We start from the raw sequence: 22847 nt of genomic DNA, 5'->3' as shown, positions 1-22847 counted from the left end.
ATCGTGCTCAGGCCGGCCCGCCCCCGCCGGCCTGAGCACGATCGTTTCGGGCGCGCGTATCTCCCCAGCCCGGACCGGCGGGTTCCCGGGCGGAAACAGCGAGGGGCGGGCCGGCCGGGACTCTGCCAAATCCCGGCCAACCCGCCCCTCATTCGGTGCGGTCCAGCATCCCCGCCGCCCGTGGGTCCCGGGCCTTGGGGGGGTGGTGCCTCTTGCCGTGCCTGGCGGGGCCTGACCGCCGCCCGTCCTTCGTACCTCGGGGCGGCGGCCGGCCTCTGTGGTGTTTGTGTTGCCTGCTGCCGTCAGTGCCTGACTCAGCGCTTCGCGGGACGCGCGTAGCGGTCCGTCGCCTCGGTGTCACGGGGGGCGCGGCTGGCCGCCTCGCCGCCCACCGGTGAGGCCGAGGTGATCGACTCGACCGCGGCCTGCGGCGAGCCGCGCCCGCCACCCGCGTTGCGTCGCACCGCCGTGCGGCCGTCGTGCACGACACCCACGACCCGCTCGGCCAGGGCCGGCCAGTCGCGCGGCACCTGCTCGAGCTCCTTGAGGTTGGTGTCGGGCGAGGTGATGACGACGACGGCGTCCGCCTGGATCGCCGAGGCGGCGGTCATCGGCAGGTCCGCGAGCGCGGCGGTGACGAGGATGACGAGGTCCACCACAGGCGCGCGGTCGGCCAGGATGGGCGCGAGGCCCCCCGGGCGGGCGGCCCGGGCCGGCGAGACCCGGTTGTAGAGGATGTGGCCGCGGCCCGTCCCCGAGGAGCGGGCCAGGCAGGTCGGCTCGTGCGCCCAGCGGGGCAGCTCGGCCGAGGTGGGCCGGGGCAGCCCCTCCAGCGACGCGCGGACCTCCGACTGCGCCGAGGTGTCGAGGATCAGCACCACGCCCTGGTCGTCCGACCAGGCGGCGGCGACGGCGGCGACCAGCTCGGAGCTGAGGTCCGTCCGGGATGCCGGGGTGAAGGCCACCACCTTGCTGGTGGGTGACATCACCGCCGACATGGCCGATACCAGTGTCTCCGCCGCGTTCGCGCTCGTCCGGCTCGCCGGCAGGTCCGCGATGAGCGGCACGCCCATCAGGTCCGCCGAGTTGTGCGGGTCGAGGATGGTCGGGCGGCGCTGGTACATGATCCAGAGCCCGGCCGCGGAACCGAACAGGCCGAGCAGCGCGGCGACGAGGACGTTACGGAACAGGCTCGGCGCGACCTGACCCTCCGACCGCGACGGTTCGGCGAGCCGGATCGTGGTGGGCGCCGCGGCGACGTTCACACCGGCCTCGGTGATCCGGGTGTTGAGCGCCTTCACCTCGTCCTGGAGCACGAGACGCTGGTTCGTCAGCCCGGGGTCCGATGCCCCGCCTTCCTGGGTCTGGGCCTGCTGGTCGAGGCCCTGGAGCTGGGTTGCCTTCTCGTTCCGGATCCTGGTGAGCGTGTCGACCAACGTCTCGTCACCGGAGCCGGACTTCCCGAGCTGGGAGGTGTAGGCGGCCGTCGCGGCGTTGACGAAGTCGATCGCGGCCTGCTCGCTGGTGCCGGTACCGGTGATCGTGAAGAAGTACCCCTCGTCCGACGGGGTCGTCGTCAGGCGGTCCGCGACGTCAGCCCGGGTGATCTTCAGCTTGGCGGCGATCTCGTCCAGAGTCGCTGTCGAGGTCGCGAGCTGGGCCTGGGTCTGCACGAAGCGGCCCGCGTCGACCGAGTTCGCGCCAAGGGTCTGGTCCGAGGTGTCCAGGAAGATGCGCGAGCTCGCCTGGAACGTCGCCGCCTGCTGCTTGGATATGATCATCGCCAGCGCGGCCAGGATGACCACCGAGATGGCGATCACCATCCACCGCGGCTTGAGGATGCGGATCAGCGACGGGGCAGATGGGGCCCGGCCGGACTCCGTGCCCTGCTGAGAGGAGCGGCTCATGCGGCGCCCGCCTCAGGGCGCCAGGCGCGTGGCGAGGTGCCGGTCAGCCGCAGCTGGGCGAACGCTGACGCAAGCCCTTTGGGCGGCAGGTGAAGCGGAGTCAATTTGGGCCCCCCACAGGAGCGTCCGGCCCGGTCATCGGACCACGGCCAAGATCTGACGGAACCGATTTGTGAGCATAGCCGATAGCGCAAAGTAAGCGACTCATAGCGTGAGCGCAGGCTAGCGGCCAGGGTTTCGCCCGCCGCCTCGCGGTCCGTCGGCACCGCCGCGCTGTTCCGGTTCGAGCAGGTCCAGCGGCTCAGGATCATTGCGGTCCCGCTCGCCGGCCTGCGGCGACACCTCAACGGAGCTTCCGCGCGGGGGCGGGCCCTGCAGAACCGTGGTCCGCTCGACGTCCTCCTGCGCCGCCCCACCGGAGCCCGCGCCGCCAGCGCCCGCGCCGCCGCGCGCGGGGGTTCCGTGCGCCTCGCCGCCGTGTGCCGGCCTGACATGTACCGCCTCGCCGCGGCTCGGACGACCGGATGGTGGTGGCGGCGCGAGCGCGGGCAGCCTCGACACCTGGGCCCGTTCCCGGCCGGGGCCCTCCCGTCCGGAGGGCTCGACGACCCGCACGTTCCCGGCCGGCAGGACGGCCCGGTCGGACATCCCGGTGTGATCGAACCTCTCGGCCCGGTCGGACGTCGCGATCTCCTCGAACGTCTCGGCCTGTTCGGGCGCCCCGACCTGGACGGACATCTCGGCCGCGTCACGGGCGTCCGGTCGTCCGCGTGCGTGTTCGCGGACGATCCGGCGCAGCAGGATCCACCAGACCGGGGCGATGCCCCAGAACACGAGGTTGTACCCGATGACCGCGCCCGTGGCGTCCGCGAGCAGCAGGCCGAGAATCGGGAAGGCGAAGAGCATCGGCGCCATGGACAGGTTGATCCGGAACGTGATCTTGGTTCGGCCGAGCGCGTACATGATGCAGGCCGGCCCGGTCGGCAGCGCCGTCCCCGCGTAGTGGAACGCGGAGTACACGAGGATGTGGTGCGCCCCGGGCCAGGTGTCACCGAGCAGCGTTTCCCCGATGGCCGGGAATGCGATGAACAGCAGGCTCCACAGGCCGCCGACGCCGACCACGATCACCGTGAGCAGCACCGCCGCGCGCTCGCGCGCCCGCACGGACATGTCGATGCGGCGGGAGAGCTCCGGCACCGCGAAGCTGACGATGCCCACGCCGATGACGGTGGTCGGGCCGAGCAGCGTCCGCACGCCGTTCAGCGCCCCGATCGTCTCCTTGGAGCTGAGCAGCCCGATCAGCAGCATCGACGCCTGCAGCGCGCCCTGGACGGTGACGAACTCGGCCGCGAGGTTGGCCGCGTTGGCCCGGTTCTCCCGGACCCAGGTCAGCGCCCGCGACGGCGCCGGCCACAGACCGGCCTGCGCGACCCCCAGCAGCGCCGCGACCAGCGCGGAGATGCCCCAGGCGAGCAGCATCGGCGGCGAGGCCGTCACGCCCCGCTCGATGAGCACCGTCAGCCCGACCACCTGCACCAGGGCCCAGGCGACATCGTTCAGGAACGCGCCGAGGGGTTTGCCCATCGCGAAGAACACGTAGCGCCAGGCGTCCTGGAGCAGCAGGCCGGGCAGGACGAAGCCCACCACGACGAGGGCGGAGCCGACCGACCCACCGGCGACGGCCCCCACGCCGACGAGCACGATCCCCAGCAGTCCACCGAAGACCAGGCACGCTCCGGTGGCGGACGCGGCCGCGTACCGGAACTCGGACACCGACTTGCCCGAGTACGAGATCCCCAGCGGCAGGCAGCCACCCGCCCGGGAGATCCCGATGATCACCGAGAAGATGATGTAGGCGATCGCGAACGAGCCGTACTCGGACGAGCTCACCTGCCGGGCGATCAGGAGCGAGACGGCGGCGTTGGTGGCGCTGGAGACACCCTGGTCGGCGAGGGTCCAGATCGCCTTCGCCTTCGTCGACCCGCCGCCTACGACGGCCTCCTCGGCGGCGGCCGGCCCGGTGCCCGGACGCTGCTCGGCCACCTCCAGCGCCCCGGTGCCGGAACCTCCGCCGCGTGCGTGGCGCGCCCGGCCGGGCCGGGCGGTTCCGTCCACCGGGTCGCCCTCGCCCGCGGCCGCTCCGGCCGCGCTCCCGGAGCTGGCCGGGCCGGCCCACCGGCCACCAGCCTGCCCTGGCCCCGTTCCGGCCCCCGAGCGCCGCATGACCTGCGTGCTCGCGGCGTCGGACTCCGGCCGGTTACGGCCGTAGAGACGCGGGATGTAGTCCGTCTGGTCGACGGCGGCGGCACCGTCCTCCATCTCCAGCCGGCGCCGCAGCGACGACAGGTCGATGGTGTCGGTGAACGCGTTGATGAAGTGGATGTCGGGGTTGCGGGCCGCGCCCTGCCGCCCGCGGCGCCCGCCACGGCCCTGCCGGCCGCGGCCATCGCCGGCCCGGCTGGTCAGCGCGGTCTGGTCCGATCCGGCCGCGGCGCCGCCGCCCCGGCCCGGTGGGCGCGGCTCCCGGCGCCCCGTCGCCGACCATCCGCGCCCCGATCGTCGCGCGTCCCCCGCTCCGGCCGCGCCGGCAAGGCCGGCAGGGCCGGCCGCGGCAGCAGGGCGCCCCTCGGGAGGCGCTCCCGCGGAACGCGGTGCGGCGGGCGGCGGCGGGGCCTGACGCTGATCCGCTGGCGACTGCCCGGCGGGCGACTGCCCGCCAGGCGAGTGGGCGCCAGACGAGTGGGCGCCAGACGAGTGGGCGGTCGGGGCCTGGGTGGCTGAGGGCGGTGTGGATGGGAGCTGGGTCGCCGGCGGGGGTGCGGCGGCACTCGGGCCGGCGACGTCGACCCGCATGAAGTCATCGCCCCGCCGGCCCGCCGGCGGCAGGCCGGGCGACGGGACGGGTGGCGAGGTCCGCGGTGGTGACGTCTGCGGTGGTGGGGTCTGCGCCGGCCCGGCGCCGGGCGGCGGGGTGCCGGCCGGGCGCCCCGGCAGTGGCGTGCCCACCGTGAAGCCGCTCGGCGGAGCGGGCCTCGGCGTGGGCTGACGGGCCACGCCTCCCGGCGGAGGCGGTGCCTGCGGCCCGGTGGTACCCATGCGGACGGTGGTCTCGGGCGGAACCCATCCGCCGGACGGGGGCGCCCCGCCCGCCCGTTGCGCGGCGCCCCGCTCGCCCTGTCCCGGCTGGTCGTGCCGGGCAGCAGGGTCGGTCGGGGTGCCGCCGGGGGCGGGCGTGTTGCCGGTGGAATGCCGGGGCATGGGGGTCCAGCCCGGCGGCGGCGTCAGCGCACGCGCCGCGCCCTGGTTCGGCGGCGTCCCGTCCGGCGGCCGGACGCCCGGCAGGGGCGTACCGCCCGGGCGGGGGGTGTAGCCGGGCGGCGGCGTGCGCCCGGACGGCGTGCGCCCGGACGGCGGCGCCTGCCCGGGAGACGTGTAGCCGGAAGGCACGTGCCCTGCCGGTGTGTGACCGGGAGGCGCCTGCCCGGCCGGTGGGGTGTTCCCCGGGGCCGGAGCCCGCTCGAACGGCGCGGCGCCGCCCGGCGGCGGAGTACGTCCCGGCGGCGGGGTGTGCGCGGGTGGCGCGGCATGGCCTGGCCACGGTGTCGCGCCAGAGGATGGGGTACGCCCGTACGGCTCGGGACGCCCCGGGGCTGGCGTGCGGCCCGGGGGCGGAGTACGGCCCACCTCCGGCCGGTAGCCCGCTTCCGCCCGATGGCCCGGCTCCTGCCGACGGTCCGGGAGCGGCGTCCGGCCTGGAGGCGGAGTGTGCCCTGGAGGCGGAGTGCGACCCGGGGGCGGAGTGTGACCAGCCTCGGGCCGGTATCCCGGGAGCGGAGTGCGACCGGGGGGTGGGGTGCGGCCGTCCCGGTAGCCGGATCGGCCCTCCACCACGAACGGCTCGGGAACCGGCCGATGCTGCTCCGGCCCCCCGCGCGGATCAGTTCCAGTCCGCCCGTCAGCACCACCCCACTGGTCAGCACCACCGCGGGGATCGGTGGCGCCCCGCGGATCGGGCGTGCCCGGCAGGACGATCCGCGGCAGCGGAGTGTCGACGTGGACCTCCTGCTGCCGGGGATCGGTCGCGCCAGGCCGGGGCTGGGGCTCGTCGTTCCGGCCGGTCGGCCCGGTGCGCGGCTGACGCGGGGCGCGCGGCACGTACTGCGTGGTGTCGGCGTCGCCGGCGGGCGGCTCGGGCGGGAGGTCCGCGTCGTCCGCGCCGGCTGCCCTCGGCTCCATACCGAGATCGGTCACGCCCGACACCCCGTCCCGCCCGGGACGTCGAGGATGTCCGGGCCGCGGGGTGCTGGGCGCAGCCGGGGGGCTGCCGACGCTGATGTCATCGCTTCGTTGGGTTGGGCTCTCCTAGAGCACGACCGGACGGGGCACGGGTACGACGAAGCGGCCGCCCCGAGAGGCGTACTCCTCCTGCTGGGCCATGATCTCCTTCTTCACGTTCCACGCGAGCAGCAGCAGGTAGTCGGGCTGGCGCTCAAGCAGCACGGCCGGGTCGAGGATCGGGATCCGCGCGCCCGGGATGTACTTGCCCTGCTTGTGCACGTTCCGGTCGACGACGAAGTCGATCAGCGTGTGGTCGATGCCGGTCGAGTTCAGCAGGGTGGCGCCCTTGGCCGCCGCGCCGTAGGCCGCGATGGACTTCCCCTCGGCCTTCAGCGAGCGCAGCAGCTCGGTCAGCTCGCCCTGCAGCACGCGGACGTCGTCGCCGAAGCTGCCGTAGCGCTCGAACGTCCCGAGGCCGGCGGCGCGCTCCGCGTCCAGGACGGCCTTCACCGACCCGGTCGGCTCGGCGGCGCCCTGGTGCTGCATCCGCCAGCGCAGCGTCCCGCCGTGCAGGTCCGCGAACTCCTCGACGCCGACGAGCTGCAGGTCGTGGCGGCGCATGAGGGCGTCCACCGCGATCGTGGAGAAGTAGCAGAAGTGCTCGTGGTAGACGGTGTCGAACTCGTTGTGCGCCAGCAGCGCGCCGACCCCGGGGTTCTCGACGTCGACGATCCCGTCGTCGGCGAGCAGGATCGAGAAGCCCTCGACGAAGCTGTTGAGGTCGGGGACGTGCGCCATCACGTTGTTGGCGATGATGACGTCCGCCCGCAGGCCCTCGGCGACGAGCGTACGGGCGAGGTCGGCCCCGAAGAACTCCTCGCGGGTGGGCACGCCCGCCTTGCGCGCGGCGGCGGCCGGGCCGGGGGTCGGCTCGATGCCCAGCACCGGTATGCCGCGTTCGACGAACGCCTTGAGCAGGTAGCCGTCGTTGCTGGCGACCTCGACGACCAGGCTCTCCGGGCCGAGGTTGCGGCTCGCGATCAGGTCGATCACGTGCTTCTCGGAGTGCCGGACGAGCATGTCGGAGAACGACGAGAAGTACGGGTAGTCGGCGTCGAAGATCTCGTCGGCGGGGAGCACGTGGGTCAGCTGGACGAGCGCGCACTGCTCGCAGAAGCCGACCTCCAGCGGGAAGGCCGGGTCCACGGCGTCGAGGGCGTCCGCCTTCACGAGCCGGTTCGCGACAGGGGTGTCACCCAGCGACAGGAAGACACGCGGGGCGGGCCCGTCACACGATCGGCAGGCGGTGACCGGGGCGGCGACGCCTCCCGCGGCCGGGCTTCCTTCTGCTGAGGTTCCGGATGACATGCGTTCCCCTGTTCGAGGTGACCGGCGCGCGGTGACCGGTGAGCGGCGGTTCGGCTGGCGGCACTTCAGCTGGCGGCACTTCAGCTGGCTGTACTTCGGCTGACAACAGTTCGGGCTGCGGCCGGATCGGATCTAATGTGGCCTCGGTCGAGATGATGACGATGTCGGCGTGACGGCCGTCAGCCGCCTCCGGTCGACCGGTCACGGACCACCGACCCACCGACGACCGCGTCCGACCAGATCACCATGACGGGCGTGCGAACAGATCGATTTCCAGGTGGTCCGCTCGTACCCGTCCGGCCGTCCCGAACCACCCCCACATTACTCAGCGTTGCGAACAAACACGCCAGGTGCTGGATTCGGCCGCTTTCGTCGCCTCCTCCACGCTTCCCGCCTCGTGCCCGGGATGCCACCCCGACAGGCGCACATCACGGTGACGTGAGTGTCACACACGCACGGAGTTGACCTGACGCAAGCACGCCGGGCATCCCCACCCCGGGAAACCGGCCTGCCCAGTGGGCATGGCCGTTGCCGACGGGCCCGGGACGCGGATCCGGCAAACCGGATCCCCCCGTTCAGGTCTGGCCGAGCTGGATGAGCTCGTCACCCGGGGCGCCGGCGGGCAGCAGCGGCCAGCCGCGGTCCTTCTCCGAGATCACCGAGACGGGCAGCGGCCAGGCGATCCCGAGCCGGGGGTCGTCAAAACGGAGACCACGATCATGCCCCGGAGTGAACGGGACGTTCATCTGGTATGTGGCCTCGGTGTCGTCCACCAGGGTCTGGTAGCCGTGCGCGAGCCCGGCGGCGATGAACAACGCCCGGTGGTTGTCCGCGGTCAGCTCCACGGCCACGTGCTCCAGGTAGGTCGCCGAGCCGGGCCGCGAGTCGACGATGACGTCCAGCAGGGCGCCGCGGGTGCAGCGGACCAGCTTGGTCTCGCGCACCGGCTCGCCGGCCCAGTGCAGGCCGCGGATCGTCCCGGCACGGCGGTTGTAGGCGACGCTGCACTGCGCGACGGCGACCTCCAGCCCGGCGGCGGCGAACTCCTCCTGGCAGAAGGTGCGCGCGAACAGGCCGCGGTCGTCCGAGAACGCCTCGACGTCGACGATCGTCACGCCGTCGACGGCGGTGGGCGTGAGCTTCACCGGGCGGTCCAGAACAGCTCGGCGTCTACCTGGCCGGTGCCGATCAGGTACTGCAGCTGCTTGAGCCGGGTGTGCCCGCGGCCGGTGAACGTCTCGGTGTCGAGCTGGATGCGGCTGAACACCTCGTGGAGCTGCTCGGCTCCCTTGTGCGCGTCCCAGTCGCAGGAGAAGCCCGGGAGCTGGGAGGCGATCTTGTCGAACGACACCCGGTAGCTGCGGTTGTCCCCGCCGTTGTCGCCGAAGCTCAGCTTGCAGCCGGTGAAGACGGTGGCGACCGCGTCCGCGATCTCCTTCACCTGGTAGTTCTGCGCGCTGTCACCCACGTTGAAGATCTCGTTGTGGACGGCGTCGCGCGGCGCGGCGAGCACGCACCGGATCGCCTTGGCGATGTCCAGGCCGTGCACCAGCGGGCGCCACGGGGTGCCGTCCGAGGTCATCGCGATCTCGTTCGTGGTCCAGGCGACCCCGGCCAGGTTGTTCAGCACGATGTCGAACCGCATCCGCGGCGAGGCGCCGTACGCGGTGGCGTTGCGCAGGAACGTCGGCGAGAAGGTGTCGTCCGCCAGCGGCGCGACGTCCCGCTCGACGTAGACCTTGCACTCGGCGTACGGCGTCTGCGGGTTGACCGGCGAGGTCTCCGTGACGTCCGACCCGGTCGCGACGCCGTAGACGCTGCACGACGACATGTAGACGAACCGCTGGACGCCGGCCTGCTTCGCCAGCTTCGCGAGCCGCACGGACCCCTGATGGTTCACCTTGTAGGTCACGTCGGGCGCCAGCGCGCCCAGCGGGTCGTTCGACAGCTCCGCCATGTGCACGACCGCGTCGACGCCCGCGAAGTCCTCGACGGTGAGGTCGCGCAGGTCCTTGTCGATCGTGTACGGGACGCGGTCGGTACCGCGGTAGAGCCAGCCGTACTTGTAGTAGCCGGTGTCCACCCCGACCACCTCGTGGCCGTCGCGCAGCAGCTCCGGGGCAAGCAGGCAGCCCAGGTAGCCCTCCGTGCCGGTGACGAGCACCTTCATCCGAGAGTCCTCCCGATCTCGACGAGGGCACGCGGGGTTCGACGACGGCCCTGCGCTCCGACCACAGAAGGTACCGAGAGGGCCGGAGGTGCCCGCCAGTGACGCCCCACTGTGCTCCTGTCCGTCTGACGACGAACACTCTGCGCATACCGGACGCGACCTACACAAGCGTGTAGGATACCGCCGTCTTGTGTAGCCGATCGGTTCGGACCACAGGAGGAGCGAGATGACGGGCGACGCGAGATGACGGATGAGTGGGTGGGCGGTGTTCACGGCCGGGCCGGTCCGCCGCCCGAGGATCTGACGGCGAAGGCGCGCATCCGCGACGCGGCCCTGCGCATGTTCGCCGACCAGGGCTTCGAGGCCACGACGGTCCGCGGGGTCGCCGAGGCGGCCGGAGTGTCGTCGGGGCTGGTCCGCCATCACTTCGGGTCGAAGGAGGCGCTGCGCGACGCCTGCGACACGTACGCGCTGGACCAGTTGGTGACCATCAAGGAGCAGGCGCTCCTGGGCGGCCGGCTGGCCGACCCGGCCTTCCTGGTCGCCGTCCATCCCACGGTGCTGCTGATGCAGCGCTATGTGGCGCGGTCGCTGATCGACGGCTCCGCGGCCGCCGCCGCGCTGTTCGACCGCATGGTCGCCGTCGCGGAGAAGTGGGTCTCGGAAGAACACCTGGCCGGGTCGGACGACCCACGTGCGTTCGCCGCCACACTGGTCGCGATGCAGGCCGGCCTGCTCGCCCTGCACGGGCACGTCTCCCGGGCGCTGGGAACCGACATCCTGTCCGCCGGCGGTCAGGTCCGGCTGGGCCGGGCGCTCGTCGACATCTACTCGCGCGCCGTGATCAGCCCCGAGCAGGCGGAGCAGGCACGCGCCGCCTACGACCAGGTCCTGGCCCACTTCCCTGCTCCGGGCCCGGCCACGGCTCCGGGCCCGGCCACGGCCACGGCCACGGCCGGGCCCGAGCGGCGGCGGTCATGAACGAGGCGATCCACGCGCGAGGGCTGGTCAAGACCTTCGGGTCCACCCGGGCCCTGGACGGCCTCGACCTGACCGTGCGCACCGGTGAGGTACACGGTTTCCTCGGACCGAACGGCGCGGGCAAGAGCACGGCTCTGCGGGTCCTGCTCGGCCTCACCCGTGCCGACGCCGGCACAGCCACGCTGCTCGGCGGCGACGCCTGGCGGGAGGCGACCACGCTGCACCGCCGGCTGGCCTACGTACCCGGCGACGTCACGCTCTGGCCGAACCTCTCCGGTGGGGAGGCGATCGACCTGCTCGGGCGCCTTCGGGGCGGCCTCGACCCGCGGCGTCGGGCGGACCTGCTCGAGCGCTTCGACCTCGATCCGCGCAAGAAGGGCCGCTCCTACTCGAAGGGCAACCGGCAGAAGGTGGCGCTCGTCGCCGCGTTCGCCTCGGACGTCGAGCTGCTGCTGCTGGACGAGCCGACCTCGGGCCTCGACCCACTGATGGAGGAGGTGTTCCGCGAGGTCGTCCGGGCCGAGCAGCGCGCGGGCGGACGCACGGTGCTGCTGTCGAGCCACATCCTCGCCGAGGTCGAGGCGCTCTGCGACCGCGTCACGATCATCCGGGACGGCCGGACCGTCGAGACCGGCACCCTCGCGGACCTGCGGCACCTGACCCGGACATCCGTCCGGGCCGAGCTCGTCACCCCGGCGAGCGGGCTCGTGGACCTGCCCGGGGTGCACGGGCTGGACGTGGCCGGCACCAGGGTCAGCTTCGAGGCCGACGGTGACGCTCTCAACGCCGCGCTGCTGCGGCTCACCACCGCCGGGGTGCGCAGCCTCGTGAGCCAGCCACCCACCCTCGAGGAGCTGTTCCTGCGCCACTACGGCCGGGCCGGCACGCGCCCCGGCCGCGCGGAGGCGGAGCGGTGAACGGCCTGACGGGCACCGGAGCACTGGCCCGGCTGGCGCTGCGCCGGGACCGGGCGCTCATTCCCGTGTGGGTGGCCGTCCTGGGCCTCCTCCCGGTCGTCCTGGCGGTCTCCTTCGCGGACCTGTACCCGACGGCCACCGAGCGGCAGGAGTTCTTCGCGACCAGCGCGCGCGACGGGACCTTCACCGCCCTCTACGGGCCCCTGCGCGGTTCCAGCCTCGGCGAGCTGATCACCTGGCGGGCCGGGTTCCTGCCCGTCGTCGTCGGCCTGATCAGCCTGCTCGTCGTCATCCGGCACACCCGGGCCGAGGAGGAGGCCGGGCGGCGGGAGCTGGTGGGCGCGACCGTGGTCGGCCGGCACGCCGGCCTCGCGGCCGCCCTGGCCGTGACCTGCGCCGCCGATCTCGCCGTCGCCCTGGTCGTGACGATCACCCTGATCGGAAAGGACCTGCCCGCGGCCGGATCGTTGGCACTCGGCATGCAGCTCGCCGCCGCCGGCTGGGTCTTCGCGGCGGTCGGCGCGGTGGCCGCGCAGGTCACCACGGGGGCCGGCGGCGCGCGCGGGATCGGGGCCGCCGTCCTCGGCGCGGCCTACGCGGCACGGATCGCCGGCGATCGCGGCGACTCCCCGGGATGGGCCTGGCTGTCCTGGCTGTCGCCCATCGGCCTCGTCCAGCGGATCCACCCCTACGGCGCGCAGCGCTGGTGGCTGCTCGCACCCGTCGCGACCGTGGTCGCCGTGCTCGTCGGGGTGGCCGTCGGGTTGTCCGCCCGGCGCGACCTCGGGGCCGGCCTGCTGCCGGACCGCCCGGGCCGGGCCGGCGCGACGCCCGCGCTGCGGTCACCGCTGGCAGTGGCCTGGCGGCTGCACCGGGGCCTGTTCTCGGCCTGGATCGCCGGGTTCGCCCTGCTCGGCGCGGTGTTCGGCGGGGTCGCGAACGGCGTCGGGGATCTCGTGGGGGACAACCCGACGCTGCGGGACGTGTTCACCCGGCTGGGCGGCCGGAGCGCGATCGTCGACGCCTACCTGGCATCCGTCATGTCGATCATGGCAATGCTCGCGGCGGGGTACGCGATCCAGGCCGTCCTGCGGCTGCGCGTGGAGGAGACCGGCGGGCGGGCGGAGCCGATCCTGGCGACGGCCGTCGGGCGGCTGCGGTGGGCGGCGGGCCATCTGCTCACCGCCGCTCTCGGCCCTGGCATCGCGCTACTCACGGCCGGCGCCGTCACCGGGCTGGTCTACGGGCTGAGCAGCGGCGACGTCGGGCGCGAGCTCCCGCATGCCGTGCGTCTCGCGGCCGGGCAGCTGCCCGCGGTCGCCGTGCTGGCGGCGATCGCGGTGACGCTGTTCGGCCTGCTGCCCCGGCTGTGCGCGATGAGCTGGGCCGCGCTGTCCGCCTGCGTGCTGCTCGGTCTGGTCGGCGCCGGCGCGGGCGCCAGCCACTGGCTGCTGGACGTCTCACCGTTCACGCACACCACGGGCGCATCGGGCGGGTCGGTGTCCGCCGTGGCGCTGGCCGTGCTCACACTCCTCGCCGCCGCGCTCGCCGCGGCTGGTCTCGCCGGTCTGCGGCGCCGGGACATCCCGGCCAGCTGACCCGCACCGCCCACCCTCCCCCGTACGGATATGACCCACATCACGTCATGTAGCCGACGTGTGTCTTGGTGAACCGACTGCCTGTCGACTCGCAGACAAACGACCGCACAACACCGAGGATGTGGAAAGCTCGCCTCCGGGCACGGTGTGTGCGTGTTCGTGTCGTGATGCGCATCCCCCGGTCCGCGCCGCGCGGAGCGTCCGAAGGCAGGTCACGTAGTGATGGGTCACCGAGGCGGCGCCAGCGGGGCCCGGGCCGGGCGGCGCCCGGCCGCCGGAGTCGCCGGCGGGGTGCTGACGGCGGTGCTGACGGCGGTGCTGCTGCCCGGCGCCGCGGCCGTCGCCACGGCCGGCACAGCGACCGCCGCGACGCCCCAGCAGGCTGTCCCGGATGCGAGCGCCCGGCCGGCCCCTCGGGCCGCCCCCGCGCCGACGGCCGCGGCGCCGGGCCGCTCCCCGTCGGGCGGGCTGCCGTCCAGCGGGTTCTCGTCCACCAACGAGCAGTGGTACCACGAGAGCCTCCGGCTCGCCGAGGCCCACCGGGTGAGCCGCGGCAGGGGCGTCATCGTGGCGATCATCGACGGCGGGGTGGACGCCACCCATCCGAAGCTGCGCGGGCAGCTCCTCTCCGGCGCCGGGGTCGGTGCGGACGCCGCTCTCGACGGGCTGCGCGACGACGACCCCGACGGCCACGGCACGGCCATGGCCGGGCTGGTCGCCGCCCGCGGTGACGTCGGTGACCCGGCTGTGTGGGGGGTCGCGCCCGAGGCGAAGATCCTGCCGATCTCCACCGGCGAGGAGGCCGACTCCGAGGAGGTCGCCCGTTCGGTGCGGATCGCCGTCGACCGGGGGGCGGGCGTGATCAGCATGTCCCTCGGCTCGGTGGGGCGGGCGACGAGCGCGGAGGAGAGCGCCGTCCGCTACGCGCTCGCGCACGACGTGGTCGTCGTGGCCTCGGCCGGCAACACCGAGCCGGGCGACACCGAGGTGAACTCCCCGGCGAACATCCCGGGCGTGATCGCCGTGACCGGATCGGACTACCGCGGGATGTTCTGGGGCGGCTCGGTACAGGGGCCGGAGGCCGTCCTGGCCGCGCCCGGACCGGGCATCCGGGCTCCGGTGCCGACCAGGGTGTCGCCCGACGGCCTGGACACCGGAGGCGGCACCAGCAACTCGGCGGCGATCGTCGCCGGGGTGGCCGCGCTCGTCCGCGCCGCGAAGCCCGGCCTGGACGCACCCAACGTCATCAACCGCCTGATCCGCACCGCGCTCGACATGGGCCCGGTGGGGCGCGACAGCCAGTATGGCTTCGGGCTGGTCGAGCCGGTGGCCGCGCTGACCGCCGAGCTCCCCCTCGTGGACGGGAACCCACTGCTCACCGCCCCGATCCCACGCACCGGCAGCAGCGCGGACGGCGGCAGCGGGGCCGGGGGCGGCGCCACCCCCGACGGGGCCATCCCGGCCCTGCCGACACCGCCGCTGCCCGCGGCCGCCACTCCCCCCGTCGCCGCGGCCAGCCCCGACGAGGGTGGGGACGGCCCGTCCGCGCTGACCTGGATCGCCGGGCTCGGCCTCGCGGCGTCGGCGGGTGTTCTGCTCGGGGCGCTGGCGTACGTGCTGGCCGGCGCCCGGTTCGCCACGGCGCTGGGCCGCCGCCGGGCCACGGCCGGGGTCACGGGGCCGGGCGGTGGCCCGCCCGTGACGGCGGCCGTCCCGCCGGAGGCCCCCCCGCCCGGTTGGGCGACGCAGCCCGGCTGGGCGGCTCCACCGGCCCGTGCCGTACCACCCGACAGGGCGGGGCAGCCTGCCCCGCCACACCCGCCGGCCCCACCGCACCCGGCCGGGCCGGCGGCGGGAGGCCCGCGCACCCCCGGTGGGGGCGTTCCCGTCGACACCCGCGGGTGGCGGACACCGCACTGACGCTCGGGACGTCCGAGGCGTCAGTGTCAGCAGTGCCCTGGTGTCAGCGCGGCGGGGGGCCGACCAGCAGGCCCTTGATGTAGGCGGCGTGCTCGTCGGCCGTGGCCCTGCGGCCCCGCACCCGGGAGAGCACCGTGCGGCCCGCGTAGCCGGCGACGAGCATCGAGCGCATCACGTTCACCCGCGCCGGGGCGTTGTGCTTGCGCAGGTAGCGGACCATCGAGGCGCCGCGCATCTGCAGCATCCACGTCTTGCCGGCCCCGGAGCCGCCGGCGCCGTGCGGGACGAGCAGGTCGGTGCGCAGCTGCTGGCGCATCCCCGCCTCGCGGATCGCCCGGCCCAGCGCCATGTCCTCGTTGTAGACGTAGAACGTCTCGTCGAAGCCGCCGAGCTCGAGGAACGACTGCCGGCGGACGGCCATGCAGGCCCCGGTCAGCCACTCGGGGCTCATCGGCCGGTTCGGCGTCGGACGGGCGAACAGCGCCGACGACGGGGCGATCTTGTGGGCTCCCAGGACGTGCATGAGCACCCGACGGGGGGTCGGCTCCCAGCCGCCGTTGCCGAGCTCGGGCTTGTCGTCCTGCCCCTTCATGGTCGCCGCGCTCACGACCAGGCCGGGGTCGCCCTCGAGGTCGGCGACGAGCGTCCTGATGACCTCGACGGTCGGCCGGCTGTCCGGGTTGCCCAGCACCACGTAGTCGTACGCGGACGAGCGGATGCCCATGTTGGCCGCCTTCGCGAAGCCCTTGCCGCCACCGGAATCGATGTAGCGGCCGTTCGGCCGGTCGGCGAGGAGCTCGTCCACCCGGTCGACGCCACTGGCGTTGTCGACGACGACGACGGGCATGTCGATCGGCAGCGTCGCGAACATCTGCTCGAGCTGGTCACGGCTGTGGAAGCTCACGAGCTGGAGCTCGAACGACCAGCCGTCCACGGCCGGCCGCACGGCGGGCACGGCTGGCACCCTGGCGGGGCCGTCCGGAGCTGGTGTCTCCAGGGTGGAGCCAGCAGGTGTCGCCTGGTCGGCAACCGAGTCGGGTGCGATGTCCGGCACGGGTCTGTTCCTCTCAGCTCGCCGCTCGGAACGGTCAGCTCACGACGGACGACAGTCACACAACGGACACGGAGGCACCGGCCCCGGACGCGCTGGCGGGGTCGATGTCGGCTTCGGACGCCGCCGGCTGCGCCGGCACGGGCTGCCGGTCCGGCTTCGGCCAGATCGCCGGCCGGTCACGGGCCAGGAAGCGGCGGACGCCGCCGAGCGCGACGGCCTGCAGGAAGAAGACCTGGGCCACCAGGCGGCTCGGCCCGGGCGGGGTCCCGCCCCGCATCAGGACGCCGGCGCTGGCCGCACCGGCGGCGTTGCCGAGCAGGAACAGCCGGGCGCCCCAGCTGTTGCGGGCCGCCGGGACGCTGATCGCCACCAGCGCGACGTGGGCCAGCGGGCCGAACGAGGACCGGACGAGCCGGTGCCCCCACAGCTGCGAGGTGACCGGCAGCGCGCCGGGCACGAGCGCGGCGCGGCGCCGCCAGAGCATGTCGAGGTTGCCGGCGACGATGCGGGTGCGGCGCTCCCACTCGGCGGCGTAGTCCGGCGCGGAGGTCTCGATCGAGTAGGCCTCGGGCTCATAGACCACCCGCAGGCCACTTTCGAGGATGTCGAGCGCCAGCCAGGCGTCGTCCACCGCGGTGTCCTTCGGCAGCGGCCGGAACGCCTTGCGGCGGAACGCCAGCATCTCGCCGACCACGCCGATGGTGGCGCCGGTCGCGGACTCGCGCTGCTTGAGCCAGGACTCGAACGTCCAGTAGAAGCCCTGGGCGCCGGCCGGGTCGTCGACCTGCTTCTCGCCGGCGACGGCGCCGACGGACTCGTCGGTGAAGTGGCGCGCCGCGGCGCGCAGCGAGTGCGGGGCCAGCACCGCGTTGGCGTCGGTGAGGACCACGACGTCGTGGCTGGCCGCGGCGACACCGCGGTTGACCGCGCGGGCCTTGCCGAGCCGCTCCCCGGACGACAGGACCCGGACGCCGGGACGGCGGGCGGCCGTGGCCGTCTCCGCGTCGTCGGCGACGACGATGATCTCCATCGGGCCGGGGTAGTCCGTACCGGCCAGCTCGTCGAGCTTGGTGCCGATGACCGCCGACTCGCGGTAGGCGGAGACCACGACGCTGAGGCCCGGCCACACGTCCGGCTCGGCGGGGACCGACGGCGCAAGCCCACGACTGCGGTACCCGATGTAAGCGGGATACAGAACATGGCCGTACACGGCGGTCGCGCCGAGAACCGCGATCGCGGTGCCCTTCCCGAATGCACGAGCTCCTGTCATGCGACAACCGTAGCGGTGCCTCTACCAGGTGACGGAATGGGCTACCCGGCACCTTACCGGGGCGATCACCGACGCGGGCCGGGCGGAACCCGTCCCTGCCCGCCCGGACCCGCTGTCCCGGCATGCCCGCCGGTGTCCCTGCCGCTCCCCTGCCGGGCGGTCTCGGGCCCCGGGACTACAGTTACTCGGATGAGCGACTCCGAGCGCTGGATCGTCGTCGTCGAGGAGCCCTTCCTCCCCGCGGATGCCGGCGGGCGGGTGGAGACCTTCAGCTTCCTCACGGCGGCCTCGGCGGCCGGTATCCGGATGCAGGTCCTGGTGCCGTCCCGCACCGACCTGGACATCGCGGCCTACGAGGACGCCGTCCCCGGCGCGGCGGTCATCCGCCTACCCCGGGACGACAGCCCGCTGGCGCACCTCTCGCCGCGGCCGTTCACGCACGCGTCCCGCCCGGTCGGCCCGCTGCGCCGGGCGCTGGAGAACACCCCGCCGCGCGCCGACTCCGTCATCAGCTACAGCTGCCGGACGTCGCATCTCGGCGAGGAGATCTCGCGGATCTGGCGGCTTCCCCACCTGGTGCGGGCGCACAACATCGACTCGGAGTTCTTCCGCGTCCTGGCCCGGAACTCCACGGGCCCCCGCGCGGTCGCCTACGAGCTCGAGTACCACCGCCTGCGGCTCGCCGAGCAGGCCATGCACCACTCACCGCTGGTGAACGCCATCGCGGACATCTCCGTGGAGGACCACGAGTGGCGCCGCGGGCGGGCGAGCGTCCCGACGTTCCACCTACCGCCGTTCCTGCCCGCCAGCACGGTCGCCGAGGCCCGCGCGGCCGGCGGCGTCGCGGACACGGAGCGGGCCGGCGAGCGCCTGGTCTTCGTCGGCTCGCTGGACACGCCCACCAACATCGAGGCGCTGCGCTGGTTCCTGGGCGGCTGCTGGCCCACGATCCGGGTGCGCCACCCCGCGGCCGTCCTGCAGGTCGTCGGCCGCCGTCCGGAGGACGGCCTGGCCGAGTGGCTGGCCGGCTTCGACAGCGTCGAGCTGCACACCGACGTGCCGAGCGTGCTCGGCTACGTGGCCGGGGCGACCGTGTCGGTGAACCCGATGCGCTCCGGGTCCGGGGTCAACATCAAGGCGATCGAGGCGATGTCCGCCGGGACGCCTGTCGTCAGCACCCCGACCGGCAGCCGCGGCCTGGGCTGGCGCCCGGGCGAGCATCTGCTGGTCGCCGACGATCCGGGCGCGTTCGCGGACGCCGTCTGCGGGCTGCTGGACAACCCCTGGCTCGCCGCCGAGGTCGGGACGGCCGGGCGCGAGTTCGTCCTGCGCGAGCTCGATCACGCGACGCTCATCGACCGGGTCCGGGGCATGCTGGCCGGGCGCACCGAGGAGACCGCAGCTCAGACCGCTTGAGACGGGGCTGGCGGGGCTGGCGCCGGGGTCACCCGACGGGGCCCCGCACCGCCCCCCGGTCACCGGGGGTGACCCGGTGACCCGGTCAGGTCACCAGGCGAGTGTCAGCTTGCGGGCGTCGAACGCCTCGGCGTAGCGGCTGCCGCACTCGACGCCGCGCAGCCGCATCGTCGCGCGGAACGTCTCCTCGTCGAACCAGATCCGGTCGTGCTGGCTGCTGAAGTGCCGCTGGAGATGCTCCACCTTGGCCGCCACCACGTCCTCGGGCACCGGTACGTAGAGGCTCGGGGCGCCGCGGTCGCTCTCCCACTTGGGGATCTCGTAGCCGAGGATCAGCGCGCCGCGGAAGGCCTGCCAGGCCAGTTCGGCCAGCATGCGATGGTCCTGATGGGCGTCACCGAGCGAGGGCGCGAAGACGATGTCCGGGGTCACCTGCCGGGAGATCTGCAGCAGCATCTCCTTGACCCCGCTCCACTCCCGGGGGAGGAAGCCGTCCCGCACCTCGTGCAGGTGCAGGGAGCCCAGGGACGAGCCGAGCAGCTCGCGCGCGCTCGCCTCCGCCTCGGAACCCCGCTCACCGCTGCCGGAGAAGACCACCCAGTGGACCACAGTGTCCGGATGGGCGGCGATCATCTGCGAGATCGTGCCGCCGGCGCCGATCTCCACGTCGTCCGCGTGCGCGCCGAGGGCCACCACCGTGTAGGCGCTGCCCTCGACCGGGCGGCCCGGCGTCAGCGCGAGCATCGCACGCTCCTCTCGGTTACCGGCCACATGGCGGCCCAACCTACCCGGATCCGCACAGCGGAACATCACCGATACCGCCTGCACCAGCAGGCTCGCGCACCCGCGGGCGAACACGGTGGCGGTGTGTTCCCTCGCGGGTGCGCGTCAACCGGCGTGGAAGCGGTTCTGCACGGCCGCGAGCTCTTCCTGGAGCAGCGACTCGACGGCGTCCGCCGCGTTGTCGACGATCAGCGGGAGCGCCTTGCGCTCGACCGGGCTGAAGTCGCGCAGGACGAAATCCGCCGGATCCATCCGCCCGGGTGGCCGGCCGATGCCGACCCGGACCCGCAGGTAGTCACGCGAGCCCAGCGACGAGGTGATCGAGCGCAGCCCGTTGTGCCCGTTGTCCCCGCCGCCGCGCTTGAGCCGGATGGCGTCGAACGGGATGTCCAGCTCGTCGTGGACGACGATCACCCGGGAGAGGTCGATCTTGTAGAACGCCCGGACGGCGGCCACCGGCGGCCCCGAGACGTTCATGAACGTCCGCGGCCTGGCGAGAACGACCGAGCGCCCGGCGATCCGCACCTGGTCGATCTCGGCCCGCGAGCGGTGGGACCGCAGCCGGGCGCCGGTGCGCTCGGCCAACAGGTCCACCACCATGAAACCGACGTTGTGCCGGTTCCCGGCATAGCTCGCGCCCGGGTTGCCTAGGCCGACGACGAGCCAGGGCCCGTCATCGGCAGGGGCTTCCATCCGTTCGCCGGAACAGATCAGGCCGAGGCAGCCGGGGCGGCGGCCGTGCCCTCAGTGCCCTCGGCGGTCTCACCGAGATCGGCTTCCATCTGGGCGACCGTGCGCTTGGCCAGGCCCTGGACGACGACGAGCTCCCCGTCGGCCTCGAGCTCGACACCCTGCGGCAGCTCCAGCTGGGCGGCCGTGATGCCGTGACCCGCCTCGAGGCCGGTGATGTCGACCTCGATCCGGTCCGGCAGCGACGCCGCGTCGGCCTTCACCGACAGCGCCGTGACCTGCTGGTCGACCAGAGTGTCGGGGTCGGCCTCACCGATGAGGACGAGCGCGACCTCGACCGAGACGTGCTCGCCCCGGTTGACCAGGACCAGGTCGACGTGCTCATAGCTGCCGCGGATCGGGTGGCGCTGGACCTCCTTGGGCAGCGCCAGCTCCGTCTGGCCCGACAGCTCCAGCGTCAGCAGGACGTTGGTGCCGGCGTCGGTCTTGAACGCGTGCAGCAGATCGTGAGCGGGCAGCGCGATGTGGCGCGGCGGCTGGCCGTGACCGTAGAGAACAGCCGGGACCTTGCCGGCCCGGCGGGTGCGACGAGCCCCGCCCTTCCCGAACTCGGTGCGCGGCTCCGCGGCGATGCGGACCTCGGACATGGGGGCGCTCATCCTTTCAGCAATGTGAACTCGGCGCCTGGCGGTCACCGACCGCCGATCACCAGGAGATGGTGACTCAGCGGCGAAAGGTGGCTCAGCGCCGGACGGCGGGGCCGCGCCATCATGGACGCGGTCCTCAACAGTACCGGAAGCTTCGCTGTCAACACCCGGGAGGTGTCGTGTCGCCCCGACCTCGCTGCCGCGGCTCCCCCCGCCCGGCTCGCGAAAGCGCGCAAACTCCCCGGCGCGGTGCGCCCGCCGACTCACCCTGAATGGCGCCTGGATGGCGCCTGGATGGCGTCAGCGCACCCTGGCCGGCGGGCCGGCGTGTACCGCGAGATCGATCTCGGCGCCGAGATCCGGGCGTCCCACCGCGCGGCGCGCCCGTGGCAGCACCCGCTCCTCGACGTCGGAACGGACGGCGCGGATGTCCGCCCCGGCATCCGCCTCGACGGCCAGCTGGAGCACCGGCCGGCGCGGCCGCCCGCGCACGACCACCCGCACCGCGTGCACCACGGGGTTCGCGACCAGGTCCGCCGCGACGGCGTCCGCGAGCGCGGCGGTGTCGAGGTGAACCCCGCCGACCTCGTCGTCAGTCACATAGAGACCACGGAGCCGGCTCGTCCGGGCCTGGGCGACCAGCCATCCGACGGCGCACAGGGCCACCACGCCGGCGGCCGTGCCCACGACCGGCCAGAACCACCCGTGCCGCGCCGCGAAGGAGCGGACATCCCCCCCGAGCACGGGCTGATCGGCGAGCGCCGGGCCGAACAGACCCGATCCGGCCAGCAGGACCAGCACTCCACCGCTCACCAGCACCAGGCCGACCAGCACCAGGAGGACCTGGTTACAACGGTCCACCACCGGGATGAAGGCGCGCGTCGGCGCGGGTGAGCCGGCGCCGGCCGACGGAGCCGCGTGCCGGGCCGGAACGCCGCCGCGGGTCATCGCCGGCCCCCGGGCGTCCCCGAGCGGGCGGTACCGATCTCGCGCTTCGTGCCCGGTGCCGCGGCGGCCGGCGACGCACGCCAGGCCCCGGGCACGGTCCGGGCCGCGGCGGAGGCGGGCTCGGGCTCGGTCGACACCGGGGAGTTCGACGTTGGCAGCGACGACACGGAAACCGGCGAGGTTGACGTCGACACCGACGAAAGCGAGGGCGACACCGACGAAGGCGAGGGCGACACCGGTGGGGCGACGAGCCCGTGGCCGGAACGCCGGCCGGGGCGCTCGGAGCTCGTCGTGAGCATCAGTCGCGGCGGGCGCAGCAGGTCGAACGACTCCACCCTGCGCGCCAGCCGCGCCCGGGCCTCGACCATCACACCGGTGGACGTCCGCGGCCGCAGCCGGGCGCGGACCACGGCACGCCGCCGCCGCACCCGGACCGAGACGGCCGAGACCCCGTCGACCGCGAGCGCGCTCTGCCGCAACGCCCGCACGAGTGCCCGGCGGGGAACGAACACCGCCGCGCCGGGCGTGGTCGGGCGGGTCCGGAAACGCGACCTCGCGCCCAGCCGGGCGCAGAGGAACAGCAGGCCGGCGCCGACGAGCACGACGCACACCCCCACGAGCCGGACGGCGCCGCTCGACCACGACCAGTCACCGAGACGCGCCGACCAGGCTGGCCAGTCGACCAGAGCGGGCCCGTGCCCGCCCGCGGCGACGATGATCTCCACCAGCGTGATGACGCCGGCGGCGGCGAGCACCGCCGCCACGAGCGCCGCAAGGACGCGGTTACCGGCCCGCATGGCGCCTCCCTCCCGCGCCGAGGGGGTTCGAACCGCCGGTCTCCGGCACGGACAGAACAACCGGCACGGTTCGGCCTGCCCGCGAGCGGCCACGCTGACACGC

The 22847-nt window shown here is 73.9% G+C and carries 17 protein-coding genes; 5 read left to right on the top strand and 12 right to left on the bottom strand.

Annotated elements, in window-relative coordinates; translation table 11 throughout:
* Positions 1–314: 314 nt before the first annotated feature.
* The 5 genes from FMEAI12_RS04620 to FMEAI12_RS04595 all read right to left on the bottom strand — a co-directional run bounded on the left by FMEAI12_RS04620 (position 315) and on the right by FMEAI12_RS04595 (position 9723).
* Complete coding sequence (locus FMEAI12_RS04620) at positions 315–1907, bottom strand: lipopolysaccharide biosynthesis protein (protein ID WP_112105080.1); 1593 nt, start codon at positions 1905–1907, stop codon at positions 315–317.
* Positions 1908–2129: 222 nt separating this feature from the next.
* Positions 2130–5354, bottom strand: coding sequence for a hypothetical protein (locus tag FMEAI12_RS04615; RefSeq protein ID WP_235013697.1), 3225 nt, complete (start codon positions 5352–5354; stop codon positions 2130–2132).
* Between the two features lie 915 nt (positions 5355–6269).
* Positions 6270–7553, bottom strand: coding sequence for a class I SAM-dependent methyltransferase (locus FMEAI12_RS04605; protein ID WP_071059198.1), 1284 nt, complete (start codon positions 7551–7553; stop codon positions 6270–6272).
* Between the two features lie 575 nt (positions 7554–8128).
* Entirely contained in the window at positions 8129–8698 is a 570-nt protein-coding gene (locus tag FMEAI12_RS04600) for a dTDP-4-dehydrorhamnose 3,5-epimerase family protein (RefSeq protein ID WP_112105078.1), read from the bottom strand.
* On the bottom strand, positions 8695–9723 hold the full coding sequence (locus FMEAI12_RS04595; RefSeq protein WP_071059195.1) for an NAD(P)-dependent oxidoreductase: 1029 nt from the start codon (positions 9721–9723) through the stop codon (positions 8695–8697). Before FMEAI12_RS04595 ends, FMEAI12_RS04600 begins: the two co-directional genes overlap by 4 nt.
* 258 nt (positions 9724–9981) lie before the next feature.
* On the opposite strand from FMEAI12_RS04595, the gene FMEAI12_RS04590 reads away from it, so the two are divergent.
* The 4 genes from FMEAI12_RS04590 to FMEAI12_RS04575 all read left to right on the top strand — a co-directional run bounded on the left by FMEAI12_RS04590 (position 9982) and on the right by FMEAI12_RS04575 (position 15139).
* On the top strand, positions 9982–10704 hold the full coding sequence (locus tag FMEAI12_RS04590; protein ID WP_235013696.1) for a TetR/AcrR family transcriptional regulator: 723 nt from the start codon (positions 9982–9984) through the stop codon (positions 10702–10704).
* A complete protein-coding gene (locus FMEAI12_RS04585; protein WP_112105076.1) occupies positions 10701–11621 on the top strand; it encodes an ABC transporter ATP-binding protein in 921 nt (306 codons plus the stop codon). The genes FMEAI12_RS04590 and FMEAI12_RS04585 overlap by 4 nt, the downstream gene beginning before the upstream one ends.
* A complete protein-coding gene (locus FMEAI12_RS04580; protein ID WP_112105075.1) occupies positions 11618–13219 on the top strand; it encodes an ABC transporter permease in 1602 nt (533 codons plus the stop codon). Before FMEAI12_RS04585 ends, FMEAI12_RS04580 begins: the two co-directional genes overlap by 4 nt.
* Before the next feature lie 222 nt (positions 13220–13441).
* The gene (locus FMEAI12_RS04575; RefSeq protein ID WP_112105074.1) at positions 13442–15139 is read left to right on the top strand and encodes a S8 family serine peptidase; all 1698 of its coding nucleotides are present in this window, start codon (positions 13442–13444) and stop codon (positions 15137–15139) included.
* Positions 15140–15182: 43 nt separating this feature from the next.
* Here the strand turns inward: FMEAI12_RS04575 and FMEAI12_RS04570 are convergent, their stop codons facing one another.
* Positions 15183–16094 carry a glycosyltransferase gene (locus FMEAI12_RS04570; protein ID WP_112105084.1) on the bottom strand — a complete coding sequence of 304 codons (912 nt, stop codon included), beginning with the start codon at positions 16092–16094 and terminating at the stop codon, positions 15183–15185.
* A gap of 154 nt (positions 16095–16248) precedes the next feature.
* On the bottom strand, positions 16249–17463 hold the full coding sequence (locus FMEAI12_RS04565; RefSeq protein WP_071059192.1) for a glycosyltransferase: 1215 nt from the start codon (positions 17461–17463) through the stop codon (positions 16249–16251).
* A 189-nt stretch (positions 17464–17652) separates the two neighbouring features.
* Between FMEAI12_RS04565 and FMEAI12_RS04560 the strand changes: the two genes are divergently transcribed.
* Positions 17653–18879, top strand: a complete 1227-nt coding sequence (locus tag FMEAI12_RS04560; RefSeq protein ID WP_112105073.1) for a glycosyltransferase — start codon at positions 17653–17655, stop codon at positions 18877–18879.
* Between the two features lie 90 nt (positions 18880–18969).
* On the opposite strand, the gene FMEAI12_RS04555 is transcribed toward FMEAI12_RS04560, so the two are convergent.
* The 5 genes from FMEAI12_RS04555 to FMEAI12_RS04535 all read right to left on the bottom strand — a co-directional run bounded on the left by FMEAI12_RS04555 (position 18970) and on the right by FMEAI12_RS04535 (position 22744).
* Entirely contained in the window at positions 18970–19623 is a 654-nt protein-coding gene (locus FMEAI12_RS04555; RefSeq protein WP_020458433.1) for a PIG-L deacetylase family protein, read from the bottom strand.
* Between the two features lie 144 nt (positions 19624–19767).
* Positions 19768–20355, bottom strand: a complete 588-nt coding sequence (pth, locus tag FMEAI12_RS04550; protein ID WP_112105072.1) for an aminoacyl-tRNA hydrolase — start codon at positions 20353–20355, stop codon at positions 19768–19770.
* 17 nt (positions 20356–20372) lie between these two features.
* Entirely contained in the window at positions 20373–20999 is a 627-nt protein-coding gene (locus FMEAI12_RS04545; RefSeq protein WP_071059186.1) for a 50S ribosomal protein L25/general stress protein Ctc, read from the bottom strand.
* Positions 21000–21299: 300 nt separating this feature from the next.
* On the bottom strand, positions 21300–21947 hold the full coding sequence (locus tag FMEAI12_RS04540) for an alkaline shock response membrane anchor protein AmaP (RefSeq protein WP_112105071.1): 648 nt from the start codon (positions 21945–21947) through the stop codon (positions 21300–21302).
* On the bottom strand, positions 21944–22744 hold the full coding sequence (locus FMEAI12_RS04535; protein ID WP_112105070.1) for a DUF6286 domain-containing protein: 801 nt from the start codon (positions 22742–22744) through the stop codon (positions 21944–21946). The genes FMEAI12_RS04540 and FMEAI12_RS04535 overlap by 4 nt, the downstream gene beginning before the upstream one ends.
* Positions 22745–22847 lie beyond the last annotated feature (103 nt).

It is taken from the genome of Parafrankia sp. Ea1.12 (genome assembly GCF_900465275.1).
In the GTDB taxonomy this organism is placed as follows: Bacteria; Actinomycetota; Actinomycetes; order Frankiales; family Frankiaceae; genus Parafrankia; species Parafrankia soli.
This window is presented reverse-complemented; position numbering and strand designations above follow the sequence as displayed.